The organism is Campylobacter sp. CNRCH_2013_0671h (assembly GCF_025773055.1).
GTDB classification, from domain to species: Bacteria; Campylobacterota; Campylobacteria; order Campylobacterales; family Campylobacteraceae; genus Campylobacter_D; species Campylobacter_D lari_D.
In genome coordinates this window covers 302,843-315,756 of the sequence record NZ_JAKMTG010000001.1, presented here as the reverse complement: position 1 = coordinate 315,756, position 12,914 = coordinate 302,843, and the positions used below count along the sequence as shown (strand labels likewise).

Below are 12,914 nucleotides of genomic sequence, written 5' to 3'. Positions count from 1 at the left end.
AGTAAATGGTAGATTTAGCAGGTGTGGTTTGTTAATTAAAATAAAAACTCTTTTTTAATATTTTGAATATAATTTGCCAAAAAATAACACTTGGGAGTAAAAAACAAATGGTGCCCGAGGTCGGACTCGAACCGACACAAGGTTGCCCTTACCAGATTTTGAGTCTGGCGCGTCTACCAGTTTCACCACTCGGGCTTTTTGAAAGTTTTAAAATAATTAAATAGAATATGGGATTATACTAAAAAAAAATTAAAACAATATAAAATATTTTATATAAAAAATTTAAATATCATTAAAATTTGGAACTTTTTTTGCTTGTAAATAATTAAAAAATTTATTTGCGGAGCAAAATAATGAGAATTAGCAATCAGTATAATTACTACACTTCTATACAAAACTACACAGATGGTCAGTCTTTGCTTAATAAATATAATTTGCAGCTACAAACAGGTCAGCTTATTCAGCATTCTTGGGAAAATGCAAATGTTTATATTAATGGCTCAAGATTAGAATATGAGATGGCAAACATAGGTCAAATAGTTCAAGGAACTCAATCTGCTATGGAGCTAGCAAAAAACACAGATACTGCCTTGAAAAATATCACAGAACTTTTAGAAAAATTTAAAACATTACTCACAAAAGCTGCAAGTGATGGTAATTCTCAAGAATCAAGAGAGGCTATAGCAAAAGAACTCAAACTTGTAAGAGATTCTATTGTAAATATTGCTAATACTAGTATCAATGGGCAATATCTCTTTGCAGGATCAAATAGTGCAAATAAACCTTTTGATAATTATGGAAATTATACTGGGAATAAAGATAATATTTTTGTAGTAAGTGGTGCTGGCACCCAAATTCCTTATAATATACCTGGATGGGATTTATTTTTTAAGCCTGATTCAAATATCAATAAAATTATTTCAACAAATGTTTCTTTTACTGATGCTCGTTATCCGGACAAAAAAGAATTTTTAACCGGAGAATCTAAGTTTTCACATTTAATAGGCCAAAACTATGTTCAAAATGGAGAACTTAAGCCCGATGAGCATTTTGGTGATAGCTATGATGAAAAACTCTCTTTCCCGCATTCGACTATGTATATTCAAGGTGTTAGACCTGATGGAACAAGTTTTAAAGCTACTTTAGATATAGATCCTGATGCAAAAATTGAAGATGTATTAAAAAATATTGGAAGATTATATGGAAATACAGAGGGAAATGAGGTTGTTAAAGTAGCATTAAATGATAGCGGGCAGATAGAAATAAAGAGTTTAAAAGAAGGAAGTAGTTCTTTAGATTTTCATGCTGTTGCTATGACTCCACAACTTTTAGATCCGACTCAAATTAAAGATTTAAGTGATGCTGCTAAAGCCGAAGGTATTACAATGGCTCAAGTTACAGAGCGTATTATGAATGCAGCAATTAAAGATGGTAATTTAAACAATGCTCAAAGTCCAATACAAGTAACAGTAGGTAATAAGCAGTTTAACATAGACTTACACAAAACAGATTTTATTAAAAGTAACATCAATGGTGATAAAACTAATGGGGCTAATTATGATGTGCCTTTTGAAAAAGATGGAAATACTGTTTTTGGCAATGTTTCTCAAGTGATTAAAGGTACAAGTGAATATGCTACTGATAGTACAAAGTTAAGTGAAGTTGTAGCAAATGCCAATGGAAGTATGCAAGGTCAACAACTTCAAATGGAAATTGCTTCCAAAAGCGGACGAACTTATAAGGTAACTATTGATTTGGAGAACTCAAGAGTAAGCTACCCTGATCCAAACGATCCTACTCAAACTATAAGTTTTCCTATTACTCACTCTCAATATAATGAAAACACAGGTAATGCAGTGGGTATGCAAACAAGACCTGAAGATATTACTTATGGCCAGTTAAATGATATTATCGGTATGTTTGCAAGTGATAATGTTCCCACAGCAACTATAAATGCAAATGCAAATGGTACTATCAACAATGGAGATTTTCAAACCATTCAACAAAATATAAATGATTCTAAAGGTTTTGTTGAAGTTAGTATGGACTATAAAGGTCGTATAAGTATTACTGATAAATTTTCAAGTAACACTAATATAGGTCTTACTATTAAAGATTCAAATTCAAATAGCGGTTTTCCTCCAGCAGGAGAAATACGCGATGGATCAGGTTTTGTATTTAGTGCAAATAATTCTTTAACTATTGATGATCCAAATGTTGATTTGATTAAAGATTTAGATGAGATGATAGATGCTGTTTTAAATGGCAGTATGAGGGCTGATTCAGAAGGAAGTGATCCTAGAAATACAGGTTTGCAAGGTGCCTTAGAAAGAATAGATCATTTGCAAGATCATGTTAGAAAAATGCAAACAACCATAGGAGCTTACACTAATAATATAGAAGAGACAAATAAAAGAATGACTTTTTTAAATATCAATGTAGCTTCTATTAAAAGCGGTGTAACTGATGCTGATTATGGGCAAACTTATATGCAGTTTATGCAAACTATGGTATCTTATCAAGCTATGCTTTCGGCTACTTCTAAAATTTCTCAAATTAGTTTATTAAACTACTTATAATTTTTTGATATAATAGCTTTTTTCTTTATAAAGGATATATTATAAAAAAAGAAGCTATTTTTGTTATTTCTAATATTTTTATTTTTTATTTTTGCTTAAGTGCTTTGATACCCGATCAAGCTTTAGTAAGTATTATAGGGTATTCCTTGGCAAAACTTAGTTATTTTTTATTTGGATCATTGACTAAATTTTACCCTTTTGTCTTTTTTTGGTTTAATTATCTTTTGTATAAAAATAACTATAATTTTGAACTTATAGAGCGTAGATTTAGTGTGGCTGTTTTTGCTTGTATTTTTGCTTCACTTATTTTTGCTTCAGCGTTCTTGCAAGATAAAGGCTATATAGCCTCTGCTATGTTTGTAATCTTAGATGGACTTTTTGGAAAAATAGGAAGTTTAATCTTGGTGATTTTGCTTTTAGCTTTTGCTTTTAGTATTTCTTTTCCGCAAATTATCAAAGAGGTATTTAAAATAGAGCTTGATTTTGATTTTTATTTAAAACTTGAAACTTTAATTAAAAATAAAATTTTTGGCTTTTTTGGTGGCGATAAGTATGAAAATGAAACTAAAGAAGAGCAAGAAAAGCTCAAACAAGAGCTTTTAATTAAAGATAAAACAGAAGAACTTATCAAGGAAAAAGAGCTACCAAAAAAAGAAATCCAAGAGAATAAAAAATTTAATCTTGAAGATTTAAAAAATCAAGAATTAGAAGAGGTTGTGATTAGTGAAGAGGATAAAAAGTTAGGTTCAAGTTATATTCATGAGCTTTCAGAACCTATTGCAAGTTTTGCTCAAAAAGCTAGTCAAATAAATATAAAGGAAGATGAAATGACCCCTGAAGAGTATTTATTAAAATACAAAAATAAAAGTGAAGATATTTATACTCAAACTTTAAAAAGTAAAAATTTAGATGAACCAAGCTATAAAAGACGCAATATGGATTTAAACGAAAACAAAGAAGAGGTGATAGAAGAAAATTCTTTGTTTGCCAAAGAGCTTAAAGAGCGTGAGCAAATGCTACAAAAAGCTAAATTGCTAGAAGAATATAAAGCCTTGCAAAAAGAAAAAATCTTAGAAGAGCTTAATGAGGATTTTAAAAAAATTGAAGAATTAAATGCTATAGAAGCACAAAAAGAAGCTGAGTTTAAAAAAATTCAAAATAAAACTAGCTTTTTAGGGGTAAAAGAATTTAAAGATGAAGATTTTATTCCGCAAAATGAAGTAAAAGAACTTGATTTTAGTGAAGATGATTTTGCCAAGCCTATTAGTATAGAAGAGCTAAGAAGTAAAAGAAACTATGAAAGTCCTTTTGTAGTAGAAGAAGCACAAAATGAAGTTAAAGAAGAAAAAATTCCATTTGAGATTACCCAAGAGCCTATAATAGAAGTAATAGAAAATAAAACACACCATTCTATCACTAATGAAGTGAGTGAAAATAAAGCTTTATTAAAAGATCTTGACTTTGGGAATTTTGAAAAACCAAAAGATTTTTCTTTACCACCCTTAGATTTTTTAACTATGCCAAAAGAAGGCAAAAGCGAGATAAATGAAGAAGAAATAGATAGAAAAATTTATGATTTATTGGAAAAATTAAGACGCTTTAAAATAGGTGGAGATGTAGTTAGAACTTACACAGGTCCTGTTGTAACTACTTTTGAATTTCGCCCAGCAGCAGATGTTAAAGTAAGTAAAATTTTATCATTACAAGATGATTTAGCTATGGCTTTAAAAGCTCAAACTATAAGAATTCAAGCTCCGATTCCAGGTAAAGATGTAGTGGGAATTGAAGTTCCAAATGAAAAAATCGATACGATTTACTTAAGAGAAATTTTAGAAAGTGAGGTATTTAAAAATTCTAGCTCACCTTTAACTATAGCTTTAGGTAAAGATATAGTAGGCGATCCTTTCATCACAGATCTTAAAAAGCTTCCTCATCTTTTAATAGCAGGAACTACAGGAAGTGGTAAAAGTGTGGGTATAAATTCTATGCTTTTATCTTTGCTTTATAGAAATTCGCCAAAAACCTTAAGACTTATGATGATAGATCCTAAAATGCTTGAATTTAGTATTTATAATGATATTCCACATTTACTTACACCGGTAATTACTGATCCTAAAAAGGCGGTAAATGCTTTATCAAATATGGTGGCTGAAATGGAACGCAGATATCGTTTGATGGCTGAAGCAAAAACTAAAAATATAGAAAATTACAACGAAAAGATCAAAGAACAAGGTGGAGAAATTTTACCATTTATTGTAGTGATTATTGATGAGTTGGCTGATTTAATGATGACAGCAGGTAAGGATGTAGAGTTTTATATAGGTCGTTTAGCACAAATGGCAAGAGCAAGTGGAATTCACTTGATCGTAGCCACGCAACGCCCTTCAGTAGATGTTGTTACTGGTGTTGTAAAAGCAAATTTACCAAGTAGAATTTCTTATAAAGTAGGGCAAAAGATAGATTCTAAGGTTATTTTAGATTCTATGGGGGCTGAAAGTTTATTAGGGCGTGGAGATTGTTTATTTACTCCTCCTGGTATGAGTGGTTTAGTGCGTTTGCACGCACCTTTTGCAAGTGAAAATGAAATCGAAAATATTGTAGAGTTTTTAAAAGCTCAACAAGTAGTAGAATATGATGAGAGCTTTTTAAAAGATGATAGTCAAGATGGAGCTTATAAAAGAAGTGAATTTGATGATGGAGATTTAGATGAACTTTATGAAGAAGCAAAGGCTGTAATCTTAGAAGATAGAAAAACTAGTATTTCTTATTTGCAAAGACGCTTAAAAATAGGCTACAACCGCGCAGCAAATATTATAGAACAACTTTCACAAACAGGTGTTTTAAGCGAACCTGATGCAAAAGGCCAAAGAGAAATTTTATAATCAATTTCTTATTGCCTTGTTATGATCTTTTAAAGTAGAGGTAAAAATATGCTTATTGGTTTTTTTATCTCTTACAAAGTATAAATATTCTGTTTTAGCAGGAAAAATAGCCGCCTTAATAGCTTCAAATGAAACATTACACACAGCTTCTTTTGGTATGCCATTAAATTTATAAGTATTGTAAGAACTATTATCTGATCTTATTCTTTGTGGAGTGATTTTTTCATGAGAGTATTTTCCATAATTTAATGTCCCATCCATTTGAAGCTTCATGCCTTTTCTTAAGCGATTTCTAATCACAGATGAAACTATAGGCATTTCTTCATTACTCGCTGCTTCTTTTTGTATAATGGAAGCAATGATGATATATTCATGCCATTTTTTTTCATTGTATTCTCTAAAAATTTTATAAGAAAGTTTTTTAAATTCACTTGCAGAGTAAGCCAAAAGATATTTTACTAAAAGCTCTTCTGTAATGCCTTTTGGAATTTTATAAGTTTCGGGGAAAAGCATACCTTCTTTAAAAGGGCTTTGTTTGTAAAATTCTTGCATTAAGGTTTTGGTATTTAAATTTAACTTTGGTGCTAATTCTTCAAAGAAAATTTCAGTCGTTTCCCCAGGAATTAAAGTAATAGTTTCAAGTGCTGCCTTAGCGACGGTAAGCTTATGTAAAAATTCAGCTCTATTTAGTTCTTTTGTGCCTATATTTATCCAGCCAGATTGTGGATGGCCTAAAAAATATAAAGTATATTTGTCAATATTGCTCATTTTATAGTTATTTTTATCTAATTGCGTTATAATCTTACTAACAGAACCTTGTGGTATAAAAACTACAGAGTTTGTTTTTATAGGTAAAAGTAGATAGTAAAAAATGGATAAAAGAAAAATTAAAATCAAATCACAACATATTAAAAAAATTCTTAAATTTTTAGCATTACCTATGATACTTTTCATTGTTTTGTTTATTTACCTCAAAAATGGAATTTACATAGAAAAATTAGAAATTTCTTCTATTAATTTGGAGAAATTATATATTAAATTAGATAAAAAACTCATTTTAAATGCAAAAAAAGTTATAGTAAATTCTCAAAATCAAAACACTCAAAATGAAACTAGTGCGAGTAAAGCTGTACAGCTTATCAAAGATGTAAAATATATTTATTGGTTTTTTCAAGAAATCAATATAGATGAAATTTTTGTTAATAACTATCCCGTGGAATTAATTTATAAAAATAATCTATTTTTTGTAAACAGTAAAAATCTTTTAGTAAAAGTCAATTTAAAAATTAGTGATAAAAATATACAAGCTAATATTGATAATTTTCTTTTAAAAGATCATAACCTTAGTGTAGTTGGCTCTTTACTTATCAATCCTAAGACAAAATTTTATACTTTTAAAGGAGAAATTGATAGTGATTTTTTAAAAAGTGATGTCAAATTCTCACTTAAAAGAGAAGAGATTGCTTATGAATTAGAAAATATAAGCTCAAATAATATTTCAAAAATTTTTGATATTTTAGTGGAAAATGGAGTGCATTTGCCTTCTAATCTTGCTCTTTGGGTGGGCGGTAAGGTAAAGGCTGATTTTTATTTTATAGAGAAATTAAATGGCTTTGCAGATTTTGGAAAACATAGATATTATTTGAATGATATTAGTGCTAAAGGTTATGTAAATAACTTGAAAGTGGTTTTAGATAAAGGTATAGATCCTATCATTAGTCCTTTTGTAAGGCTTGAATTTAATAAACAAAAACTAGAATTTATCTATGATAAATTATATTTTAACAATTACAATCTTAATCAAAGTCAAATTTATATAGACAATATGCTAAATGAAAAAGCAGGAATTTATATACGCATAAAAAGTGACAATGCTAGAGCTGATTATAGAGTGAATAAAATTTTGCGTTTATATGATATAAAATTACCATTTTTACAAAACAATGGTGTTGCAAAGACTGATTTAATTTTAAAAATTCCTTTTGAACACCCTGAAAGAATTTCATATAAAGGAAATTTTGATATTGCAAATTCTAATATAAATATAAGTGACTTTAAAATCATACAAGCAAATATTGATTTACAAAAAGATAAATTAGAGATTAAAAATGCAAGTGTACAAAGTGAATTAATCAGCGGTGATTTTAATGCAAGTATTGATTTAAAGCAAAAAAAAGGTGATTTTAAGACCTTTATAGCAAATTTAAAATTACCACAAGATAGCTTAAAAATGGAAAATAAATTTCTTGATTTAGATCTTAACTATGATAAAAATATCAGTTTATATAATAAAGAGCTTACTACGACTTTAAATTTTGATCAAGGTATGTCTGTTTATGTTGCTAAGCTTGCAAAGTATAAGACTTATTCTAAATTAATGCAAAAAAATAATGTGCATGATGGAGAGTTGTCATTAGATACTTTAAATTTTAAAGATTTTGATGTAGATATAAATAATACTACTTTTGAATCATTTTTACTCTATAAGGATAATAATCCTTATGAGTATGATAGTTTTAGTATAAAAATAAAAGGAGAAGATTTTAATTTAACTAGCGCAAGTGGTAGTGTTTTTGCACAAAAAGACAATGATGATATTAACATTACTTTAAATAATGTTAATTTATTATTTTCAGAACAAGATACAGAAAACACACTAGATAATCTTGAAAATTCAAATTATAATATCAGTGCTAAAAATATAGATTTGATCTTAAAAGATTTTAACAAAACTTTAGATTTTGATCAATTTAATGCTAAAATCAAAAAAGACTATATAAAAGCTTGGGCTAATAGAAATGAGTCTAAATTTGAGCTTTTGCTTAAAGAAAATCAAATGCAAATTAGAGCTTTAAAAATGGATGATGATTTTCTAAATACTTTTATGCGTCAAAATGTTTTTGAAAAAGGCGAGTTTAATCTTTATGTAGATGGTAATAGTACTGATTTTTTTAAAGGCAAATTTTTATTTAAAGATACTTATTTAAAAGATTTAAAATTTCATCAGCAACTCTTAAGTTTTATTGATACCATACCTAGTTTGATTTTATTTAAAGCCCCAACTTTTAATGAAAAAGGTTTTAGTGTAGAAAATGCTGGTATAAGTTTTAATCGCAAAAAAGATCTTTTTGAAATAGATGCGCTAAATTTTAATGGTGATAGTGCAGATATTTTAGGTCAAGCTAAAATCAATTTAAGAAGTAGTCAAGTGGATGGTTTATTAGAGCTTAGAACGCTAAAATCAGCTAGTTCGGTTATTTCTAAAGTTCCAATTATCAATCAAATTATATTAGGCAAAGACAGGCAAATTAGCACACAAATTAAACTAGGTGGAACAATTGATAATCCCGAGTTTAAAACTCAACTTATCGCACAAAGTTTGCAACTTCCTTATCATTTGATAAAAAATATTTTTGAATTACCGACAAATTTAGTTAAATAATACCACAAAGGAGCTAAGATGAAAATTACCATCATAGGAGCAGGAAATGTTGGTGCAAGCATTGCTTATGCCTTAATTTTAAGAGAATTAATAGATGAGATTATATTGATTGATATTAATAAAGACTTGCTTTTTGCTAGAGAATTAGAACTAAGTCAAAGCATAGCCGCTTTTAATTTTGATATTAAAATAACTTGTACGGATGATTATACATACTCAAAAGATTCTCAAGTGGTTATTTTTAGTGCAGGTGTAGCTAGAAAAGAAGGTCAGAGTAGAGATGAGCTTTTTGCTATTAATTCTAAAATTATGCTTGAGTGTGCAAAAAATATTAAAAAATTTAACAACGATCCTTTGTTTATCATAGTAAGCAATCCTGTAGATTTTTTACTCAACGCTCTTTATGAAAGTAAATTATTTTCATTAAAAAAAATCATTGCTATGGCAGGTGTTTTAGATAATGCTAGATTTAAATACGAAGTGAGCAAAAAATTAGATATAAAAACTTCTTATATAGATACTAAGCTTATAGGTTTTCACAATGATAGTATGGTTTTGGTAAAATCTCAAAGTAAAGTGCAAAATAAAGCTTTAAGTGAAGTCTTAAATAAGCAAGATATTGTTCAAATTGAACAAGAGGTTAAAACCGGTGGTGCTAAAATTATAAAATATTTAAAAACTTCAGCCTATTTAGCTCCTGCTAGTGCTTGCGTGAGAATGATAGAGGCTTTAAAAAGTGGAGAATTTTTACCAGTATGTGTGATTTTAGATGGAGAATATGGCATAAGAGAAAAAGCTTTTGGAGTTATGGCAAGGATTAGTCTTGATGGGGTGCTTGAAACTTTAGAATTAAAATTAGACAATCAAGAACAAATTACATTAGAAAATTCTTTTATTCAGTATAATTATAAATAATTTTTTAGGAGTTTTTTACTCCTAATGTTACTTTGTGTTATAAAATCTTATTAGTTTTATTTTATCTTTTAAATAATATTTAATCATGCTATAAATTCGCTATAATAAAAAGTTTGTTTTAAAAATAATTTTTAATAAAAAATCATTAGAAAATTACAAAAAACTAGAAAGGAATATTAATGATTGCTCCAGAGAATACACCAGTTTGGGTTGATGAAGCAAGATGTAAGGCTTGTAATATCTGTGTTAGCTATTGTCCAGCCGGAGTTTTAGCAATGAGAGATGAAATCAGTGCAGTTTTAGGACAGATGATAGAAGTGGTTCATCCTGATTCTTGTATAGGCTGTAGTGAATGTGAAAGTCACTGTCCTGATTTTGCGATCTTTGTTGCCAAAAGAGATGAATTTAAATTTGCAAAGCTTACGCCAGAAGCTAAAGAAAGAGCACAAGCTGTTAAAGAAAATAAATATAAAAAACTAAATGCATAGGAAAACAAAATGAGAGAAGTTATATCAACAGGTAATGTTTTAGTAGCCAAAGCTGCGATTGATTGTGGCTGTAAATTTTTTGGTGGTTATCCAATTACCCCAAGTTCTGAAATAGCACATGAACTAAGCCATATGTTACCAAAAAATGATGGTACTTTTATACAGATGGAAGATGAAATTTCGGGTATTAGCGTGGCCTTAGGTGCTTCTATGAGTGGAGTAAAATCCATGACAGCAAGCAGCGGGCCGGGAATTTCTTTAAAAGCTGAACAAATTGGTTTGGGTTTTATAGCTGAAATTCCACTAGTAATTGTAAATGTTATGAGAGGTGGTCCTTCAACCGGTCTTCCAACAAGGGTTGCGCAAGGTGATTTATTTCAAGCAAAAGCTCCAACACATGGAGATTATGCAAGTATAGCTTTAGCTCCTGCTTCATTAGAGGAAGCTTACACTGAAACTATTAGAGCTTTTAATTTAGCTGAAAAATACATGACTCCAGTATTTTTGCTTTTAGATGAAACCATAGGACACATGAATGGTAAGGCAAAATTACCTGATTTAGAAGAATTAGAAATTATCAACCGAAAAAAATTTATGGGTGATAAAAAAGATTACAAACCTTATGCAGCAGGTAAAAATGAAGCTGCCATACTAAATCCTTTCTTTGAAGGTTATCGTTATCATATCACAGGACTTCATCATGGAGACATAGGCTTTCCAACAGAAGATGGAGCAATAGTAGATAAAAATATCAAAAGATTATTTGGTAAAATCAAAAATAATACTAATGAAATTTGTACTTATGAAGAGTTTATGTGTGATGATGCGCAGTTTTTAATCATCGCCTATGGTAGCGTTGCAAGATCTGCTAAAGAAGCTATTTTAAGACTTAGAGAAGAGGGCTTAAAAGTAGGGCTTTTTAGACCTATTACCCTTTATCCAGTTGCTGAGAAAAAAATAGCTCAAGTAGTATCTAAATTTGAAAAAGTTATGGTAAGTGAGCTTAATATGGGGCAATATTTAGAAGAAATTCAAAGAGTAAGTAAAAGAGATGATTTTATTAGCTTGCACCGTGCAAATGGTCGCCCTATAACCCCAAGTGAAATTATTGCTAAAGTAAAGGAGAATATATAAAATGGCTTTTAATTACGATGAATATTTAAGAGTAGATAAACTTCCAACACAATGGTGCTGGGGTTGTGGGGATGGTGTTGTTTTAAAAGCTATTATTAGAGCTATTCAAAAACTTGGCTGGAATATGGATGATGTTTGTTTAGTTTCTGGTATAGGTTGTAGTGGTAGAATGAGTTCTTATGTAAATTGCAATACAGTCCATACTACTCATGGTCGAGCTATTGCTTATGCAACAGGGATTAAACTGGCAAACCCTAAAAAACATGTAATCGTAGTAAGCGGAGATGGCGATACTTTAGCAATTGGTGGAAATCATACCATCCATGGATGTAGAAGAAATATAGATTTAACTCATATTTTAATCAATAATTTTATTTATGGTCTTACAAATTCACAAACTTCACCAACTACCCCACAAGGCTTTTACACTGTTACAGCTCAAGCAGGTAATATAGACCCAAATTTTGATGCTTGTGAGCTTACTAAAGCCGCTGGGGCTTCTTTTGTAGCAAGAACAAATGTTATAGAGGCAAATAAGCTTGAAAATATCATTTTTAAAGCTTTATCTCACAAAGGTTATAGTTTTGTAGATGTATTTTCAAACTGCCATATTAACCTAGGTAGAAAAAACAAAATGGGCGAAGCTGTAAGCATGCTTGATTGGATTAAAAATCGTTGTGTTGAAAAGTCTAAATTTGAACAATTAGACTATGAGCAAAGAGCGGATAAATTCCCTACAGGAATTTTACACCAAGATGAAAGTAAAACAGAATATTGTGAAGCTTATGAGGAAGTTAGAAGAGCCTTGAAAGAAAAAAGAATGGTTGATTTGGGAGTATTAAAATGAAATATCAATTAAGATTTTGTGGTGAAGGTGGACAAGGGGTTATCACTGCAGGTGAAATTCTAGCTAAAGCCGCCATTAAAGAAGGGCGTAATGCTTTTAAAGCTTCTACTTATACTTCTCAAGTTAGAGGTGGACCAACTAAGGTTGATATTATCGTTGATGAAAATGAAATCTTTTTTCCTTATGCAGTAGAAGGTGAAGTTAGTTTTATGCTTTCAACTGCTGATAAAGGTTATCATAGTTTCAAAGATGGTGTTTGTGATGGTGGTGTTATAGTTATAGAGCCAAATTTAGTTCATCCAAGTAAAGAAGATTATGCAAGATGGAAAATTTTTGAAATTCCTATTATTACTATAGCTAAAGAAGAAGTAGGGAATGTAGCTACTCAATCAGTCGTTGCTTTAGCTATAGCTGCTTATATGAGTAAATGTATTGATATTGATGCATTAAAACAAACTATGCTTGATATGGTACCTGCAAAAACTAAAGAGGCAAATGCAAAAGCTTTTGATTTAGGTATAGAATACGCTAAAAAAGCACAAGTAGTTTCTTGATTTTCAAGAAACTCTTTCTTGTAAAATAATATTTATTAAATTATCGTTATAATATTTTCCATTTTAAGCAAAA

The 12,914-nt window shown here is 29.7% G+C and carries 8 protein-coding genes, 1 tRNA gene and 1 pseudogene; 8 read left to right on the top strand and 2 right to left on the bottom strand.

The genetic code is table 11. The annotated features are described in order from the left end of the window. Window positions 1-108 precede the first annotated feature (108 nt). Window positions 109-195, bottom strand: a tRNA-Leu gene (locus tag L8X97_RS01605). A 158-nt stretch (window positions 196-353) separates the two neighbouring features. Between L8X97_RS01605 and flgL the strand changes: the two genes are divergently transcribed. Both flgL and L8X97_RS08365 read left to right on the top strand, forming a co-directional pair. After that, window positions 354-2,579, top strand: a complete 2,226-nt coding sequence (gene flgL / locus L8X97_RS01600) for a flagellar hook-associated protein FlgL (protein ID WP_263662473.1) — start codon at window positions 354-356, stop codon at window positions 2,577-2,579. Between the two features lie 1,361 nt (window positions 2,580-3,940). Beyond that, window positions 3,941-5,461: pseudogene (locus tag L8X97_RS08365) on the top strand (DNA translocase FtsK); the annotation flags it as partial. On the opposite strand, the gene mltG reads toward L8X97_RS08365, so the two are convergent. Further along, on the bottom strand, window positions 5,462-6,415 hold the full coding sequence (mltG, locus tag L8X97_RS01590; protein ID WP_263662472.1) for an endolytic transglycosylase MltG: 954 nt from the start codon (window positions 6,413-6,415) through the stop codon (window positions 5,462-5,464). Here mltG and L8X97_RS01585 point away from each other — a divergent pair. From L8X97_RS01585 to L8X97_RS01560, 6 genes are all read left to right on the top strand, one after another. Then, complete coding sequence (locus L8X97_RS01585; RefSeq protein ID WP_263662471.1) at window positions 6,402-8,903, top strand: AsmA-like C-terminal domain-containing protein; 2,502 nt, start codon at window positions 6,402-6,404, stop codon at window positions 8,901-8,903. The two genes, mltG and L8X97_RS01585, sit on opposite strands and share 14 nt — an antisense overlap. An 18-nt stretch (window positions 8,904-8,921) precedes the next feature. Further along, complete coding sequence (locus tag L8X97_RS01580) at window positions 8,922-9,818, top strand: malate dehydrogenase (RefSeq protein WP_263662470.1); 897 nt, start codon at window positions 8,922-8,924, stop codon at window positions 9,816-9,818. Window positions 9,819-9,991: 173 nt separating this feature from the next. Continuing rightward, window positions 9,992-10,306 (top strand): 4Fe-4S binding protein, encoded by a 315-nt coding sequence (locus L8X97_RS01575; protein ID WP_133318853.1) that lies wholly within the window; start codon window positions 9,992-9,994, stop codon window positions 10,304-10,306. 9 nt (window positions 10,307-10,315) lie between these two features. After that, entirely contained in the window at window positions 10,316-11,440 is a 1,125-nt protein-coding gene (locus tag L8X97_RS01570; RefSeq protein WP_263662469.1) for a 2-oxoglutarate synthase subunit alpha, read from the top strand. 1 nt (window position 11,441) lies between these two features. Continuing rightward, complete coding sequence (locus L8X97_RS01565; RefSeq protein WP_263659871.1) at window positions 11,442-12,287, top strand: 2-oxoglutarate ferredoxin oxidoreductase subunit beta; 846 nt, start codon at window positions 11,442-11,444, stop codon at window positions 12,285-12,287. Continuing rightward, complete coding sequence (locus L8X97_RS01560; protein ID WP_133318856.1) at window positions 12,284-12,841, top strand: 2-oxoacid:acceptor oxidoreductase family protein; 558 nt, start codon at window positions 12,284-12,286, stop codon at window positions 12,839-12,841. Before L8X97_RS01565 ends, L8X97_RS01560 begins: the two co-directional genes overlap by 4 nt. Window positions 12,842-12,914: the final 73 nt, after the last annotated feature.

Bases quoted from the DNA above. Each gene is read 5' to 3' on its own strand.
- flgL (WP_263662473.1), top strand. From the start codon at position 354: ATGAGAATTAGCAATCAGTATAATTACTACACTTCTATACAAAACTAC.
- L8X97_RS01585 (WP_263662471.1), top strand. From the start codon at position 6,402: ATGATACTTTTCATTGTTTTGTTTATTTACCTCAAAAATGGAATTTAC.
- mltG (WP_263662472.1), bottom strand. From the start codon at position 6,415: ATGAAAAGTATCATAGGTAATGCTAAAAATTTAAGAATTTTTTTAATA.
- L8X97_RS01580 (WP_263662470.1), top strand. From the start codon at position 8,922: ATGAAAATTACCATCATAGGAGCAGGAAATGTTGGTGCAAGCATTGCT.
- L8X97_RS01570 (WP_263662469.1), top strand. From the start codon at position 10,316: ATGAGAGAAGTTATATCAACAGGTAATGTTTTAGTAGCCAAAGCTGCG.
- L8X97_RS01565 (WP_263659871.1), top strand. From the start codon at position 11,442: ATGGCTTTTAATTACGATGAATATTTAAGAGTAGATAAACTTCCAACA.
- L8X97_RS01560 (WP_133318856.1), top strand. From the start codon at position 12,284: ATGAAATATCAATTAAGATTTTGTGGTGAAGGTGGACAAGGGGTTATC.